At 69.9% G+C, this 15562-nt stretch carries 14 protein-coding genes, 1 rRNA gene and 1 riboswitch; of the genes, 3 read left to right on the plus strand and 12 right to left on the minus strand.

Translation table 11 applies throughout. From position 1 onward, the window contains the following. The first annotated feature begins 183 nt into the window (after positions 1–183). Complete coding sequence (locus ACH4U7_RS44085; RefSeq protein ID WP_398533401.1) at positions 184–762, plus strand: hypothetical protein; 579 nt, start codon at positions 184–186, stop codon at positions 760–762. A 291-nt stretch (positions 763–1053) separates the two neighbouring features. Then, positions 1054–1260 carry a DUF5999 family protein gene (locus tag ACH4U7_RS44090; RefSeq protein ID WP_089511810.1) on the plus strand — a complete coding sequence of 69 codons (207 nt, stop codon included), beginning with the start codon at positions 1054–1056 and terminating at the stop codon, positions 1258–1260. A gap of 104 nt (positions 1261–1364) precedes the next feature. Here the strand turns inward: ACH4U7_RS44090 and gcvP are convergent, their stop codons facing one another. Then, positions 1365–4259 carry an aminomethyl-transferring glycine dehydrogenase gene (gcvP, locus tag ACH4U7_RS44095; RefSeq protein ID WP_398533402.1) on the minus strand — a complete coding sequence of 965 codons (2895 nt, stop codon included), beginning with the start codon at positions 4257–4259 and terminating at the stop codon, positions 1365–1367. Between the two features lie 189 nt (positions 4260–4448). Then, positions 4449–4546, minus strand: a riboswitch (glycine riboswitch). Between the two features lie 116 nt (positions 4547–4662). Here gcvP and ACH4U7_RS44100 point away from each other — a divergent pair. Next, a complete protein-coding gene (locus ACH4U7_RS44100) occupies positions 4663–5010 on the plus strand; it encodes a PRC-barrel domain-containing protein (RefSeq protein WP_385616425.1) in 348 nt (115 codons plus the stop codon). Here the strand turns inward: ACH4U7_RS44100 and ACH4U7_RS44105 are convergent. The 11 genes from ACH4U7_RS44105 to rrf all read right to left on the minus strand — a co-directional run bounded on the left by ACH4U7_RS44105 (position 4986) and on the right by rrf (position 15556). Beyond that, positions 4986–6470 (minus strand): DNA polymerase IV, encoded by a 1485-nt coding sequence (locus ACH4U7_RS44105; RefSeq protein WP_398533403.1) that lies wholly within the window; start codon positions 6468–6470, stop codon positions 4986–4988. The genes ACH4U7_RS44100 and ACH4U7_RS44105 overlap by 25 nt on opposite strands. A 109-nt stretch (positions 6471–6579) precedes the next feature. Next, positions 6580–7206 carry a MerR family transcriptional regulator gene (locus ACH4U7_RS44110; protein ID WP_398533404.1) on the minus strand — a complete coding sequence of 209 codons (627 nt, stop codon included), beginning with the start codon at positions 7204–7206 and terminating at the stop codon, positions 6580–6582. Positions 7207–7434: 228 nt separating this feature from the next. Further along, positions 7435–7908: a bifunctional nuclease family protein gene (locus ACH4U7_RS44115; protein WP_014181304.1), complete on the minus strand. Its 474-nt coding sequence runs from the start codon at positions 7906–7908 to the stop codon at positions 7435–7437. A gap of 52 nt (positions 7909–7960) precedes the next feature. Next, positions 7961–8716 carry a MerR family transcriptional regulator gene (locus ACH4U7_RS44120; protein ID WP_398533405.1) on the minus strand — a complete coding sequence of 252 codons (756 nt, stop codon included), beginning with the start codon at positions 8714–8716 and terminating at the stop codon, positions 7961–7963. 17 nt (positions 8717–8733) lie between these two features. After that, positions 8734–9567 (minus strand): FHA domain-containing protein, encoded by an 834-nt coding sequence (locus ACH4U7_RS44125; protein WP_398533406.1) that lies wholly within the window; start codon positions 9565–9567, stop codon positions 8734–8736. Positions 9568–9697: 130 nt separating this feature from the next. Continuing rightward, complete coding sequence (locus ACH4U7_RS44130) at positions 9698–10672, minus strand: DUF881 domain-containing protein (protein WP_398533407.1); 975 nt, start codon at positions 10670–10672, stop codon at positions 9698–9700. Positions 10673–10676: 4 nt separating this feature from the next. Beyond that, positions 10677–11009 carry a small basic family protein gene (locus ACH4U7_RS44135; protein WP_089511818.1) on the minus strand — a complete coding sequence of 111 codons (333 nt, stop codon included), beginning with the start codon at positions 11007–11009 and terminating at the stop codon, positions 10677–10679. Then, positions 11006–11932 (minus strand): DUF881 domain-containing protein, encoded by a 927-nt coding sequence (locus ACH4U7_RS44140; RefSeq protein ID WP_089511819.1) that lies wholly within the window; start codon positions 11930–11932, stop codon positions 11006–11008. The genes ACH4U7_RS44135 and ACH4U7_RS44140 overlap by 4 nt, the downstream gene beginning before the upstream one ends. Positions 11933–12076: 144 nt before the next feature. Beyond that, a complete protein-coding gene (locus ACH4U7_RS44145; protein WP_385616439.1) occupies positions 12077–14572 on the minus strand; it encodes a sugar phosphate nucleotidyltransferase in 2496 nt (831 codons plus the stop codon). A 115-nt stretch (positions 14573–14687) separates the two neighbouring features. Further along, positions 14688–15296: a CDP-alcohol phosphatidyltransferase family protein gene (locus ACH4U7_RS44150; protein WP_358702991.1), complete on the minus strand. Its 609-nt coding sequence runs from the start codon at positions 15294–15296 to the stop codon at positions 14688–14690. A 143-nt stretch (positions 15297–15439) separates the two neighbouring features. Next, positions 15440–15556, minus strand: a 5S ribosomal RNA gene (gene rrf / locus ACH4U7_RS44155). Positions 15557–15562: the final 6 nt, after the last annotated feature.

Here is a 15562-nt window from a genome sequence, read left to right on the forward strand (position 1 = left end):
ATACCGGGGACAGGTACATGAAACACGACGGGAACACTTGTCGTATAAACTCGGCAACCGAGGCAGAGAGACAACGCCCTGACATCTCGTCAGTGCACCTCTGACCCGCGTTACACCGACAGCGCCATCCGCACCTGGCACGCCAGCGCTCCACCGTGTCTCCGAAGTGAGAGGCGACCCACCATGCCGCTGCACGTCCCCTCGGCTCCAGCGCCTGCTCTGAACAGCATCCGCACGGCCCTCGGTTCTCCCACCGCCGTCCGCACCCCGCTCCTCGCCACCCTGGACGGGCCCTTTGAGCTCGAACTTCCCCTACCCGTCCACGTCCTGGACGACATCACCGCCCCCGACGGCCCGCCGCGCGCCCGGCTCACCGGATGGCGGTTCCTGATCCGCGACGGTGAGCGCACGGTGGCCTCCGCCGAGGCGATGCTGACGGCCGACGGCTGGGTCTTCTCACACTTCTCCGAAGGCCCGTACGTATCCTCGGCCGAACTGGCGCTGAGCCAGGCCGAGTCGCTGCCCTCGGTGTACCAGCCCCGGCTGCTGTCCATTCCGGAGCTGTACATGCTGACGCTGTGGCTGCGCAGCGACCCTGACGTCGCCGCCGAAGAAGGCCACCTCGCCGCGGCCGATCTGCTGGTGCCGCTCACCCCCGCCCCGCCCGGAATCGCCGCTCACCGCGCGCACCGCGCCGCGGACCTGCTGCCGGTGCTCACTCTCCGGCTGACACCGACACCGCTGCTGGGCTCCTCGGCCTGACCGACCGCGGCCGAGCACCGCCCGCGGCGGCCGCCGCCCACGCCCGAGCGCCCCGTGATCCCCGGATCGCGGGGCGCTCCGCTGCGGGCTCGTAACAGTCCCGTCAGGGTGAACCGCCGACCGGGTGGATGCGTCATTATCTAGCGGGTACCGGTGCCGCGAAATCCGTGCGAAAACCGGCCCTCAGGGCAACACTTGGAGCAACAGACCGACTGACCAACGGGGGGGGCGGCCATGACTGCCGCAGCAAGTCACAGGACACTCACCACATCGCAGCGAGAGATCCCTTCCATGTGCCAGCACCAGCCACCGTGCCCGTCTGCCGACTCCGCCGACCGGGAGGCCGCCCATCTCGTGGCGCACCACCCCGAGCAGGGCTGGAGCCTGCTGTGCAACGGCGTCCTCTGCTTCGAGGACACCGGTGAGCTTCTGCCGGACGGGCAGATCATCGCCCCGCACCGGCCGCTGGACGCCGAGCGCGTCGTCACGGCGGCCTAGCGAATTTTCAGGGGCCGGCCCGGCGCCTCAGCCGCACCGGCCCCGTACCCGACCGGGCCCGCCCGGTCAGCTCTCGTACGACCGGTCAGCTCTCGTACGACCGGTCAGCTCTCGTACGACTCCAGCGGCGGGCAGGAGCAGACCAGGTTGCGGTCGCCGTACGCGCCGTCGATCCGCCGTACCGGCGGCCAGTACTTGTCGGCCGGCGACACCCCGGCCGGGAAGGCCGCCTCCCCCCGGGTGTAGGGGTGCTCCCACTCCCCGCTGAGCGCGGCCGCCGTGTGCGGGGCGTTCCGCAGCGGGTTGTCGTCCTGGGGCCACTCCCCCGAGCCGACCTTCTCGATCTCCGCCCGGATGGCGATCATCGCCTCGCAGAACCGGTCCAGCTCCGCCAGGTCCTCGCTCTCCGTCGGCTCGATCATCAGCGTGCCGGCGACCGGGAACGACATCGTGGGCGCGTGGAACCCGTAGTCGACCAGCCGCTTGGCCACATCGTCGACGCTCACGCCGGTCGTCTTGGTGAGCGGACGCAGATCGACGATGCACTCGTGGGCGACCAGGCCGCCGGGGCCGGTGTAGAGCACCGGGTAGTGCGGCTCCAGGCGCTTGGCGATGTAGTTGGCGCCGAGCACCGCCACCTGAGTGGCCCGGCGCAGCCCCTCGGCGCCCATCAGCCGGACGTACGCCCAGGAGATGGGCAGGATGCCCGCCGAACCCCAGGGCGCGGCGGCGACCGGGCCCACGCCGGTCGCCGGGCCCGCCGCGGGCTGGAGCGGGTGGTTGGGCAGATACGGCGCCAGGTGCTCGCGCACCGCGACCGGGCCCACGCCGGGGCCGCCGCCGCCGTGCGGGATGCAGAAGGTCTTGTGCAGGTTGAGGTGGGAGACATCGCCGCCGAACCGGCCCGGCCGGGCCAGCCCCACCAGGGCGTTGAGGTTCGCGCCGTCCACGTAGACCTGGCCGCCCGCGTCGTGCACGGCCGCGCAGATCTCGCTGATGTGCTCCTCGAACACGCCGTGGGTTGAGGGGTAGGTGACCATCAGGACGGCCAGTTCATCGCCGTACTGCTCGATCTTGGCGCGCAGGTCGTCGGCGTCGACCTCGCCGTCCTCGCCGGTCTTGACCACGACGACCTTCATGCCCGCCATCACGGCGCTGGCGGCGTTGGTGCCGTGCGCGGAGGACGGGATAAGGCAGACGGTGCGCCGCTCCTCGCCGTTGGCCCGGTGGTAGGCGCGTACGGCCAGCAGCCCGGACAGCTCGCCCTGCGATCCGGCGTTCGGCTGGAGGGAGACCTTGTCGTAGCCGGTGACCTCGGCCAGCCGCTCCTCCAGCTCACGGATCAGCGTCAGATACCCCTGGGCCTGCTCAACCGGCGCGAAGGGGTGCAGCGCCCCGAACTCCGGCCAGGTGATCGGCTCCATCTCGGTGGTGGCGTTGAGCTTCATGGTGCAGGAGCCGAGCGGGATCATGCCCCGGTCCAGGGCGTAGTCGCGGTCGGCCAGGCGCCGCAGATAGCGCAGCATCGCGGTCTCGGAGCGGTGCCGGTGGAAGACCGGGTGGGTCAGATACACGTCACCGCGGAGCAGGTCCGCGGGGAGCGCGTCGGCCGCCGCGGCGTCCAGTTCGTCGATGGTGGGCAGCCCGCCGTCCACGCCGAAGGCCGACCACACGGCGGCGAGCTGGGCGCGCCCGGTGGTCTCGTCACAGGCGATGCCCACATGGTCGGCGTCGGTCAGCCGCAGGTTGACCCCGGCCTCGCGGGCCGCGGTGACGACCTCGGCGGCCCGGCCCGGGACATACGCGGTGAGGGTGTCGAAGAACGCGCCGTGCACGATCTGAACGCCCCCGGCCCGCAGCCCCTCGGCCAGCACGGCCGCGTAGCGGTGGGTGCGCCGGGCGATGGTCCGCAGGCCCTCCGGGCCGTGGTAGACGGCGTACATGCCGGCCATCACGGCGAGCAGCACCTGGGCGGTACAGATGTTGCTGGTGGCCTTCTCTCGGCGGATGTGCTGCTCGCGGGTCTGCAGGGCCAGGCGGTACGCCTTGTCGCCGTCGGCGTCGACCGAGACGCCCACCAGGCGGCCCGGCAGGCTGCGGGCGTAGGCGTCGCGGACGGCCATGAAACCGGCGTGCGGCCCGCCGAAGCCCATCGGCACGCCGAACCGCTGGCTGCTGCCGACCGCGATATCGGCGCCCAGCTCGCCGGGCGAGGTGAGCAGGGTGAGGGCGAGCAGATCGGCGGCGACGGTGACCACGGCGCCGAGCTCATGGGCCCGCTCGATGACCGGGCGCAGCTCGCGCACCGCGCCGGAGGCGCCCGGGTACTGCAGCAGCACGCCGAACACCCCGCGCTCGGCCACCTCGGCCGGTATGCCCGCCGAGAGGTCGGCGACGACCACCTCGACACCGGTGGGTTCGGCGCGGGTCTGGATGACCGCGACGGTCTGCGGCAGGGTGTCGGCGTCGACCAGGAACACGCCCTGCTTGACCTTGCCCACCCGCCGCGACAGCGCCATGGCCTCGGCGGCGGCGGTGGCCTCGTCGAGCAGTGAGGCGCCGGCGGTCGGCAGCCCGGTCAGGTCGGCGACCGCGGTCTGGAAATTGAGCAGCGCCTCGAGCCGGCCCTGGGAGATCTCCGGCTGGTAGGGCGTGTACGCGGTGTACCAGGCGGGGTTCTCCAGCACGTTGCGCAGGATCACCGGCGGGGTGAACGTCCCGTAGTAGCCCAGGCCGATCATCGGGGAGAGCAGCTGGTTGCGCTCGGCCAGGCCGCGCAGCTCGGCCAGCACCTCGGCCTCGCTGCGGGCCGGGGGCAGCCGCAGCTCCTCGGCGCTTCTGATGACCTCCGGCACGGCGGCCTGGGTGAGTTCGTCGAGGGAGCCGAAGCCGACCTGCGCGAGCATCTTGGCCTGCGCCTCGGAGTCCGGTCCGATATGGCGCCGCTCGAACGGAGTACCGCGTTCCAACTCGGTCAGTGAGGTGCGATTGGCGGTCATCTGCGAGGCCTCCTGGTCTGTACGACCTACGAGGGGCACCACGGTGCGGGTGCCCGAACGGCCTCCCCCTCTGTCATCTCAACCTGAGAGCTTCACCGGGCCCGCGGGCGGCGAGCCGGCTTTCACCGTCGGTGAGGAGGGGTCCCGGAGCCGTACTCGCCCGTGGCCCACCCTGCTTTCCAGAGTGACCTCACCCGCGCGGTACGTGTGCCTGAGAGATTCCGGGGAGGATTTGCTCCTTCGGCGCCTCCGACGACGTCGGCGGAGGGCTCTCCCGCACGGGGTCTGCAGCCACCGTCAGCCTACCAGCGAGCCTGTCGCCAGGGTTTTTGGGGAAAGCGCTCGAGTGGACGCGCGCGGCGTTGTGGCTTTTCGTAGGGATCACAAGGAAACGGGGGGATTCATGAAAAAATCGCCACCTGTGGGAGAGAGTGTGCAGACCGACATCGATCCGCGGACCCTCATCGGCCGCAAGGCCTTCGACCGCGATGGCGCGAAGATCGGCACCGTGGACGAGGTCTACCTCGACGACGCGACCGGCGAGCCGGAGTGGGCGGCGGTACGCACCGGCCTGTTCAGCCGGGACGTGTTCGTGCCCCTCGAACCCAGCCAGGTCATCGACGACACACTGCGGGTGCCGTACGAACGGGCGCTCATCAAGGACGCGCCGGACTTCGGGGTCGGCCGCCATCTGTCGCCCGAGCAGGAGCTGCAGCTCTACCACCACTACGGCCTGGACGTCACCGGCTGACCTTGGTGAAGCTCCCGGCCCTCGCCCCGGCCCTCGTCCTCGGCCGGGGCGTCGGCGTCGCTCTCGGCGGGCCGGAGCAGCGGCAGCGGGTCCGCGGGCTCCAGCGCCGGGTCGTCGACCGCGAACGTCCGCACCCGGCCCGGCCTCGACCAGGGCTCCTCGAAACGCACGGTCACCCGCCCGACCCCGCTGCCCTGCACCCACCCCGCCCCGAACTCCGCATGCCGTACATCGCAGCCGGGCAGCCAGCGGCGGGGCCGGTCGGCGCCCTCGTCGTCCTCCAGGGCCGCCAGGGCGGGCTCCGGTGTCCCTCCGGCTTCGCCCGTCCCCCCGGCGGCCTCCTGAGCCTCCTGGGCCTCATGAGCGGCCTGGGCGGCCTGGGCGGCCTGGGCGGCCTGGGCGAACAGATCCTCCTGGGTGTAGTCCGCCAGGCCGCTCACGCCCACTCCCAGCAGCCGCACACCCGCCGTGGTGTCCACGCCTTCCAGCAGCCGCGCCGCGGCCTCCCGCACCACCGCCGGATCGTCCGTCGGCCCGCGCAGCGTCTCCGAGCGGGTCAGCGTGGAGAAGTCGTAACGCCGCACCTTGAGCACGACCGTGCGCCCCGAACGGCCGGCCCCGCGCAGCCGCCGCACACACCGGTCGGCGAGCCGCGCCACCTCCAGCTGCACCCGCGTGCGGTCGGTGAGGTCGACGTCGTACGTGTCCTCCACCGATACGGACTTGGCGTCCCGCTCGGCCACGACCGGCCGGTCGTCCTGCCCACAGGCCATGACGTACAGCGAGGCGCCATGGGCCTTGCCCAGCAGCCGGACCAGCTCCTCCTCCCCCGCCTCCCTCGTCTCGGCGACGGTGGTGATCCCGGCCCGGCGCAGCGCCTCCGCGGTGGCCGGGCCCACCCCGGGCAGGGTGCGCACCGTCAGCGGCCCCAGCAGCTCCCGCTCGGTGCCCGGCTCGATGAGCACCAGCCCATCGGGCTTGGCCCGCTCGGAGGCGATCTTGGCGAGCATCTTGGACCCGGCCAGGCCCACCGAGCCGGTCAGCCCGGTCGCGGCCACGATGTCCGCGCGCAGCCGCTCCCCCACGGCCAGCGCCGCCCCGGCCGTGGCCGGGACACCGCCCGCCTCCAGATCCACGAAAGCCTCGTCCAGGCTCAGCGGCTCGACCAGCGGGGACAGGTCGGCCAGCAGGGCCATGACCGCGTCACTCACCTGGCGGTACAGGGAGAAGCGGGGGGTGAGATACGCCGCGTTCGGACACAGGCGGCGGGCCTGGGCCATCGCCATGGCCGAGTGGACCCCGAAAACCCGCGCCTCATAGGAAGCCGTGGCCACCACGCCGCGCGGCCCCAGGCCGCCGACGATCACCGGCTTGCCGCGCAGGCTGGGCTTGGCCGCCTGCTCCGCCGAGGCGTAGAAGGCGTCCATGTCCAGATGCAGAATCGTCGGCGCACCCCTCACACCTACAGATGCTGCCGCATGCCACCGACAATCGGGACTACCCATCTAGACCAGTGACCACGGGCCACTGACAACCGGGCACTGACAACCGGGGGCGGCGGCTCCGCGCTCAGCCCGCGCGGTTGCGGCGCCGCGCGAGTTCGTCGGTGGGGTTGTGCCCCACCAGCGTCTCGCCGGTGTCCACGCGCTCGCCGTGGAGCTGCGCCAGCGCGCTCTCCACGTCCCGCCACACCACGCCCACGGCGATCCCGAAGACGCCCTGGCCGCCCTGGAGGAGGTCGACCACCTCGTCGGGCGAGGTGCATTCGTAGACCGTCGCCCCGTCGCTCATCAGCGTCATCTGGGCGAGGTCGTCGAGGCCGCGCGAGCGCAGATGCTGGACGGCGGCCCGGATGTTCTGCAGGGACACGCCGGTGTCCAGAAGCCGCTTGACGATTTTGAGGACGACGACGTCCCGGAAGCTGTAGAGCCGCTGGCTGCCCGAGCCGTACGCGGGCCGCACGCTCGGCTCCACGAGCCCGGTGCGCGCCCAGTAGTCCAGCTGGCGGTAGGTGATGCCGGCGGCCGCACAGGCGGTCGGCCCGCGATAGCCCACCTTCTCGGGCTTCGCCACGGCGCCTTCGCGCGGCGGCGTGGCCTGTGCCGCCACCCGAGCCTTCAGTACCGGTTCGGCCGGTACGCTCCCATCGAGCGTGTACGGACCGCCTGCCGCCGTGCCGTCGCCGCTGCTTCTCACGCCGACCTCCGTCCTCGACCTGCCTTCTCGACGGTAGGCAGTCACCCGGGGTGCGTCAACGATCGCCACACTCGGCACGCCGAGTGATAATCACCCTAAGGGTGGTTTCCCGTGTCCCTCTGCCGGGAAAGGCTACTCGAATGTGCTGTCGAAGACCGGCGGACAGCACAGCTTCAGCACAGCTCACGGTCCGTCGCTCTCTGGCCGCCGATGGCTCGCCGGCCGGGCTCACTGGCTGCTGGTGCCGAAGTCCTCGGGCGAGATCTGGTCGAGGAACTCGCGGAACTTCTCCACCTCGTCCTCCTGCTCGTCCGGGATGGCGATCCCCGCGTCGTCCAGCACCCCGTCACTGCCGTAGATCGGCGTGCCGGTGCGCAGCGCCAGCGCTATGGCGTCGGACGGCCGGGCGCTGACCTCCACGCCGCTGGCGAACACCAGCTCCGCGTAGAAGACACCCTCGCGCAGGTCCGTGATGCGGACTTCGGTGAGCTGCTGGCCGACCGCGTCGAGCACGTCCTTGAAGAGGTCGTGGGTCAGCGGACGCGCCGGAGCCATGCCCTGCTGAGCGAAGGCGATCGCCGTCGCCTCTCCCGGTCCGATCCAGATGGGGAGGTAGCGGTCGCCTCCTACCTCGCGCAGGAGCACGATCGGTTGGTTGGAGGGCATCTCCACCCGGACACCCACGACGTCGAGCTCGTTCACACAGCAACCCTAGGACGTGCCCGGCCGGTTTGGATAGTCGGGACCGAGCCGGTCACCGGGAACCGGCCCGCAGAGCGGACTGGACAAAGGCCGCATGAAGCCGCACGGACAGCTCGGCCAGCTCCCGGGCGCTGGCCTCCGCATGGGCTCTGGTCTGCGGATTCGGGTGTCGCCGCAGCGGGGCGACCACCTGCTCGAGCAGTCCCACCTCGCGCTCCGCGGCGGCTTTCATGATCCTCAAATGACGTGGTTCCAGACCGAAACGACCCAGGTCCGCGACGAGCCTGGCGACGGTCACCGCCTCGATGTCGTATCCGCCGTCCGCGCCCGGCCCGATCAGCCCGAACGACTCCCACTCGGCCAGCTTCCCCTCGTCGATCCCGGTGGCGGCCAGCAGTTCGGCCCGGCCCACCCGGGCGGCCGTGGGGCGCTCCACGGCGCCCTCCAGCCCTTCCTCGGCCGATGATCCCTCCGGCAGGGCGCCGGGGGCCGCGGCGGGCAGCTGGGGCCGCTCTCCTCGCTCCAGGGCGTCCAGATGCTCCCGGATGACCTTCAGTGGCAGATAGTGGTCACGCTGCATGCGCAGAACATGGCCGAGCCGCTCCACGTCCTGCGGGCTGAATTTGCGGTAGCCGGAGGGCGTGCGCCGCGGCTCAACCAGGCCCTCGGCCTCCAGAAAACGGATCTTGGAGAGGGTGACCTCGGGGAATTCGTCCCGCAGCAGATTCAGCACGGTGCCGATGCTCATCGCCCGGCCGCCCGCGGGGGCGGTGCCGGTGTCGGCACCGCCCGACGGTGTCTGAAGCATGGACCTCCCCTGACGGGTCAGATACCGAAGCCTCGCTGGCTCGGGTAGAAGACCAGCCGGTACTTGCCGATCTGCACCTCGTCACCGCTGTTCAGGATGGCCGAGTCGATCGCCTCACGGTTGACGTACGTCCCGTTCAGGCTGCCGACGTCCGCGACGGTGAAGGAGCCGTCCTGGCCGCGGCGGAACTCCACATGGCGGCGCGAGACGGTCACGTCGTCCAGGAAGATGTCGCTCTGCGGATGACGGCCGGCCGTGGTCACATCGCTGTCCAGCAGGAAGCGGCTGCCGGAGTTCGGCCCGCGACGGACCACCAGCAGCGCGGAGCCCGGGGGCAGCGCATCGACGGCCGCCTGAGCCTCCGGGGAGAGCGAGGGCAGCGGAGTCTGCCCGGTCACCTCGGCGTCGTATGCCTCAAGACCGGAGATCGAAATGGTGGACGTGGTCTCCGAAGCACGCTCGGAGGGCGCCTGGCCCCGCAGCGGTGCGCCGCAGTTGGAGCAGAAACGGCTGTCCTGGGCGTTCCGATGGCCGCACCTCTGACATACCGGCAAGCCGAACCCTCCGCCCGTGTTCGCGGTCGATGGCTCCCCGAAACCTATGCGTCCGGACGCAGAAGGGTCAACAGAAGACGCGCCCTGACCACCCGGAATGCCGCCACCGTCCCGGAACAGCGGACGCTCCTCGCTCACCCCGCTCTCCTCCGCGGCACGCGGGGCGCGATGGCGGGCGGTGCTGCTGCCGCCGTCCTGGCGCGCGCTCTTGCCGAACAACTTCCCGAACAACTTCACGGGCGATTCCCCTTGACTGAAACAGACCCGCCCGTGGGGCAGGGCAAACCCTCGATGCACACACCAGACGGTCCGGACATCCTCACAACGTCCGTGACCACCAGACAGTTTCCATCACGCGCGACTCTTCCGGTGCGCCGACCCCCCGCGTCCTCGTCGTCCGGCCGCGAGACTCCCATACCTGACCACCTCACCGCGACGACGACCGAGCGTAGTCAGGCCGCTTCGCCGACCGCAAGGCATCGACGACGATCTTCTTCGAGCGCTCGATGGACACGGTGGCCTGCTCCTTCTCCAGGCTCTGCACCACTCCGCCCGGAATGTTCAGGGCCGGCTCCAAATCCTCCGGCTTGCCGATGACCTTGATCACGTACGGCAGCGTCACTTTCCGTCCATCGATTTCGACCGCGCCGCCGACGTCCGTGAAGTACGTGCTCGCGACCACCCGTACCTTGCCGATCTGGATGGCCTCGGCCCCGGCGGCGCGCAGTTCCTGGACCGCGTCGAGCAGCATGTCCGACTCCACGGTGCCCTTCGACGCGTCGATCTTCATCGTGATACCCGGCCCCTCGGCGGCGACGGTGCCCGCGAGGACACCGAGCTGCTGCTCCTTTTGGGCCGTCTGCTTACGGGCTTCCTCGGCCCGGTCCGAGCTGTTCTCCAGTTCGGTCCGCTGCGTCTCCAGCCGCTGCTTCTCGTCCCGCAGCCGCTGGGTGCGGTTGTCCAGCTCGTCGAGGATCCGTACCAGGTCCTCCTGCCGGGCGCCGCGCAGCACGTTGTTGTTGTCATTGGTCGAGCGCACCTGGATGGCCAGACCGAGGCCGAGGCCGAACAGCAGGAGCGCGACGATGAGTTGAGCCCGCGTCAGCCGCGGCGGCCACAGGCCCTTCACCAGCCGCTGACGGCCGTTGGACGGCTCCTGGACCTCCTGGGCCGCCTCGGGCTCCGCGCGGTCCTCTGGACCGTCTCCCGGCCCCTCACCGGACTCTTCGCCAGCGCCCTCGGTCGGCTCAGGGGCCGGTGCGGTCTCCCGCCGCTCCCCCTCGGCCTTCTCCCGTCGCGCATCGGGGCCGCTCTCGGGCGTACGAGGCTTCTCCGGGCGATCGGGCCGCTCGGTCGGCTCGTGGGGCTGCCGGGGCTCCTCCGCCGTGTCGTCAGTCGTCATCGGCTCACGCCCGGAAGACATGGCGGCGGATGGCGGCGGCGTTGGAGAAGATCCGGATGCCGAGCACGACCACGACGCCGGTGGACAGCTGGGCGCCGACCCCGAGCTTGTCGCCGAGGAAGACGATCAGCGCGGCGACCACCACATTGGACAGGAACGAGACGACGAAGACCTTGTCGTCGAAGATCCCGTCGAGCATCGCCCGGAAGCCGCCGAACACCGCGTCGAGCGCGGCGACGACGGCGATCGGCAGATAGGGCTCGACCACCGTCGGCACCACGGGTTGGACCCAAAGTCCGACCACGACTCCCACGACGAGGCCCAATACGGCGATCAAGATGTGCCCTTCCCTGTGTCGGTGCCGCCCTTCCGGGCGCCACCGGCTATCGGTTCTGCGGTTCGTACGATCAGACTCGGCGCGGCCGGAAGCCGCACCTCGTCCGCGGCGGAAATGCTCGTGCGGACGCCGTAATTTTCGTGCAGTACGTGCAGGTACTGTCCGTCGGCACTGTCCTGGAAGGTCGTGCTCAGCCGCCGTCCGTCCCCCACCGCGAGCACCGTATAGGGCGGCACCAGCGGTTTGTTGTCGACCAGTATGGCGTCTCCCGCGGCCCTGATCGCCGACAGGGCCGTCAGCCGCTGCCCATTGATCGAGACGGCCTCGGCGCCGGACTCCCACAGGCCGTTGACGACCCGCTGCAGATCGCGGTCGCGCACCCGCCCCGTATCGGAGAAGCCGGTGCTCTGCCGCGGCCCTCCGCCGCCCTGGTCGGCTTCCTTGGCGTCATTGACGACCAGCTTGACCCCGGGGCCCTTCACCTCGGTCGCCCCGGACAGCAGCGCGAGCAGCTCGCCCTTGTCCCCGCCGTGCTGCTCCAGCGCCTGCCGCTGCCGGTCGTCGACCTCCCCGCGGAGCCTGTCCAGGCTCTTCTGGAGGTCGTCCGCGTTCGAGTTCCCAGACTCGATGCGGTCGATCAGCTTTTCCCGGTCCTTGGCCAGCTTGGGCGCCGATATCCGGGCCTCGTCGGCGCCGATGGTCACGATGCCCGCGGCCAGCAGCAGCCCCGCCGCCAGCACCAGCTTGCCGCGCAGGGTGCGCGGCAGGCCCCGCCGCCCCTCCGTACCGCGGCGCGCGGCGGCCTCCGCATACCCCTCGTCGAGACTGTGGTCCATCACGTTGGTCAGCAGCGACATGGACGCGTCGAGACGTGGACGGGGGCTCGGCGGGGCTGTGCTCCGAACGGGGGGCTGCTGCGGCATGCCGCACATCGTCGCACGTCGGGGGCGCAGCCGCCGAATGGCCCCTCCGGCGCGCCGGAGGCGGGCCATGGGCGGCTGCGGGACCCCTTGTGCGCCCGGGGACCGCCTACGGGCTCTCAGACGCTCCCCACCAGGGGGAACGGATCAGCGCCCGGCGCTGTCCACCACGGCGGACCACTCATCGAGCAGCCCCTGCGCGGACGCGTCGTCCGGTCCCTCCGCCCATAGATGGGTGACCGCCTCCGCCGGGTCGGGCAGCACCATGACCCAGCGGCCGTCGGCCTCGACCACCCGCACCCCGTCGGTGGTGTCGACCGACCGGTCGCCCGCCTCCTCCACCACACGGCGCATGACCAGCCCCTTGACCGCCCACGGAGTGGCCAGATCCCGGCGCAGGACATGGGCGCGCGGAATACGGGCGTCGATCTGGCTCAGGGTGAGCTGGGTACGGGCCACCAGCCCGATGAGGCGTACAAAGGCCGCCGTACCGTCGAAGACGCTGCTGAACTCGGGGATGATGAAGCCGCCTCGCCCGTCCCCGCCGTAAATCGTGCCCTCCGCCCTGGCCACCCGGGTCAGGTCGTCGGCCGCGGTCGTCGTCCACTCCACCTGCGTGCCGTGGTACGCCGCCACCTGCTCGGCGATACGGGTGGTGGTCACCGGCAGCGCCACCCGGCCACTGCGGCGCTCCGCGGCCACCAGGTCCAGCATGACCAGCAGGGCCCGGTCGTCCTCCACGATCCGCCCCCGCTCGTCCACCAGCGAAAGCCGCTCGCCCACCGGGTCGAATCGCACACCGAACGCCGCGCGGGCCGAGGCCACGATCTCACCGAGCCGCACCAGACCCGAGCGGCGCGCCTCCGCCGTCTCGGTGGGACGCGATTCGTTCAGGCCAGGGTTGATGGTCAGCGCGTCGACGCCGAGCCGGCCGAGCAGGCTGGGCAGAACGAGTCCGGCGCTGCCGTTCGTGGCGTCCACGACAACCTTGAGGCCGGATTCCGCGATGCCGCTGGTGTCCACGGCACGCAGCAGGGAGCCCGTGTACGAGTCGAAGACGCTGGAGGGGAAGCTGAGGTCGCCGATCTCGCCGGGGAACGCCCGCCGGTACTCCTGGCGCGCGTACACCCGGTCCAGCTTCCGCTGCCCGGCGGCGGACAGATCGGCGCCGCGCTCGTCGAAGAACATGATGTCGACGGAGTCGGGCACGCCCGGCGAGGTACGGATCATGATCCCGCCGGCGCTGCCACGCGCAGTCTGCTGGCGAGCCACGGGCAGCGGCACGTTCTCCAGGTCACGCACATCGATGGCGCTGGTCTGGAGAGCCGAGATCACGGCTCGTTTGAGCGCCCGCGCACCACGGGAGTGATCACGCGCGGTGGTGACCGTCGAGCCCTTCTTGAGCGTCGTCGCATAGGCGCCGGCCAGCCGTACGGCGAGCTCCGGGGTGATCTCCACGTTCAGGATCCCGGACACGCCGCGGGCGCCGAAGAGATGGGCCTGACCGCGCGACTCCCAGATGACCGACGTGTTGACGAAGGCGCCGGCCTCGATTGTCTTGAACGGGTACACCCGGACATTGCCCTGGACGATCGATTCCTCACCGATCAGGCACTCATCACCGATGACCGCGCCATCCTCGATCCGGGCCGCCCGCATGACGTCGGTGTTCTTTCCGATGACGCAGCCGCGCAGATTGGCCTGCTGACCGACGTACACATTGTCGTGAACCACGGCTCTGTGCAGAAAGGAACCGCTCTTCACGACGACGTTGGACCCGACGACCGTATGCTCGCGGATCTCCGCGTCCGCCTCCACCTTCGCGTAGTCGCCGATGTAGAGCGGGCCGCGCAGCACGGCGTCCTGATGCACCTCGGCGCCCTCGGCGACCCACACCCCCGGGGAGATCTCGAAGCCGTCGATTTCGACATCGACCTTGCCCTCGAGCACATCGGCCTGGGCCTTGACATAGCTCTCGTGGGTGCCGACGTCCTCCCAGTAGCCCTCGGCGACATAGCCGTAAATCGGTTTGCCTTCCTTCATCAGCTGCGGGAAGACATCACCGGACCAGTCGACGGGAACATCGGGCTCGACATAGTCGAAGACCTCCGGCTCCATCACATAGATGCCGGTGTTCACGGTGTCGGAGAAAACCTGACCCCAGGTGGGCTTCTCCAGGAAGCGCTCGACCCTGCCGCCCTCGTCGACGATGGTGATGCCGAACTCGAGGGGATTGGGTACACGGGTCAGACAGACCGTGACCAGCGCCCCGTTCTGCTTATGGAAATTGATCAGCTCGGTGAGGTCGAAATCCGTCAGGGCATCACCCGAAATCACGAGAAAGGCATCGTCCTTGAGTGCCTCTTCCGCGTTCTTGACGCTGCCGGCGGTGCCGAGTGGCTTTTCCTCATTGGCGTACGTGAGCTCCATCCCGAGCTCCTCGCCGTCCCCGAAGTAGTTCTTGACCAGCGACGCGAGGAACTGGACGGTCACCACGGTCTCGCACAGACCATGCCGCTTGAGCAGCCGCAGCACATGCTCCATGATCGGCCGGTTGGCCACTGGCAGCAACGGCTTTGGCATGGTCGAGGTCATCGGGCGCAGGCGAGTACCCTCGCCTCCCGCCATCACGACGGCCTTCATGTCGGAAGCGTCCTCCTTGAAGAGACGACGGTCATGCCGACTGGCGCACCCCGATGGCCCACATACCTATCGTATTACGGACACCCCACCACTACGGGCTGCCACATCAGCGAGCTCAGTCGGCCGCGGCGTCCGCCTTCACGAGACGGCGGACCTGGACCACGTAGAGGACTCCTGCCCACCAATAGAGCGTTGTACCCCATCCGGCGAACGCCCATCCGAAAATAGCAGCGATTGTGTGAAGTGGGCCACTTCCATCACTCAGAAGGAGCAACGGGAAGGCGTACATCAGGTTGAAGGTCGCTGCCTTGCCGAGGAAGTTGACCTGGGGCGGGGGATACCCATGACGCCGCAGGATGCCGACCATGACCAGCAGCACCAACTCCCGTGCGAGAAGCACCGCGGTCAGCCAGATCGGCAGGATGTCGCGCCAGGTCAGCCCGACGAGTGTAGACAGAATGTAGAGACGGTCGGCCGCCGGATCCAGAATCCGGCCAAGACTGCTGATCTGGTTCCAGCGGCGGGCCAGCTTCCCGTCGAGATAGTCGCTCACACCGCTGAGCGCCAGCACGAGCAGTGCCCATTCATCGCTCTTCGGCCCGCCGAACTCGGGCCGCAGGATCAGCCACAGGAAAAGCGGCACGCCGAGCAGACGCGCGGCGCTGAGGATGTTCGGGATGGTGAGCACGCGGTCGGTCTGGACGCGTGTCTCCTGGACCTCCACCCGGGAGCCTCCTGTGAGAACGGTGCCGATGGATGCCCCATGACCTTACCGGTAGGGTATCGAGGCCCGGCACGGGGCCCCGGGCACGACAAAAAGCTCCGGGCGGAAACCAATGGTTCCCACCCGGAGCTTTATCAAAGATTGTTCGGCGGTGTCCTACTCTCCCACAGAGTCCCCCCTGCAGTACCATCGGCGCTGAAAGGCTTAGCTTCCGGGTTCGGAATGTAACCGGGCGTTTCCCTAACGCAATAACCACCGAAACACTA

The sequence above is a fragment of the Streptomyces sp. NPDC020845 genome (genome assembly GCF_044334165.1).
GTDB lineage: Bacteria > Actinomycetota > Actinomycetes > Streptomycetales > Streptomycetaceae > Streptomyces.

Excerpts from the sequence above, each read along its gene's own strand:
- ACH4U7_RS44140 (WP_089511819.1), bottom strand. The coding sequence starts at position 11,932 with ATGCCGCAGCAGCCCCCCGTTCGGAGCACAGCCCCGCCGAGCCCCCGT.
- gcvP (WP_398533402.1), bottom strand. The coding sequence starts at position 4,259 with ATGACCGCCAATCGCACCTCACTGACCGAGTTGGAACGCGGTACTCCG.
- ACH4U7_RS44085 (WP_398533401.1), top strand. The coding sequence starts at position 184 with ATGCCGCTGCACGTCCCCTCGGCTCCAGCGCCTGCTCTGAACAGCATC.
- ACH4U7_RS44145 (WP_385616439.1), bottom strand. The coding sequence starts at position 14,572 with ATGAAGGCCGTCGTGATGGCGGGAGGCGAGGGTACTCGCCTGCGCCCG.
- ACH4U7_RS44120 (WP_398533405.1), bottom strand. The coding sequence starts at position 8,716 with ATGCTTCAGACACCGTCGGGCGGTGCCGACACCGGCACCGCCCCCGCG.
- ACH4U7_RS44100 (WP_385616425.1), top strand. The coding sequence starts at position 4,663 with ATGAAAAAATCGCCACCTGTGGGAGAGAGTGTGCAGACCGACATCGAT.
- ACH4U7_RS44090 (WP_089511810.1), top strand. The coding sequence starts at position 1,054 with ATGTGCCAGCACCAGCCACCGTGCCCGTCTGCCGACTCCGCCGACCGG.
- ACH4U7_RS44130 (WP_398533407.1), bottom strand. The coding sequence starts at position 10,672 with ATGACGACTGACGACACGGCGGAGGAGCCCCGGCAGCCCCACGAGCCG.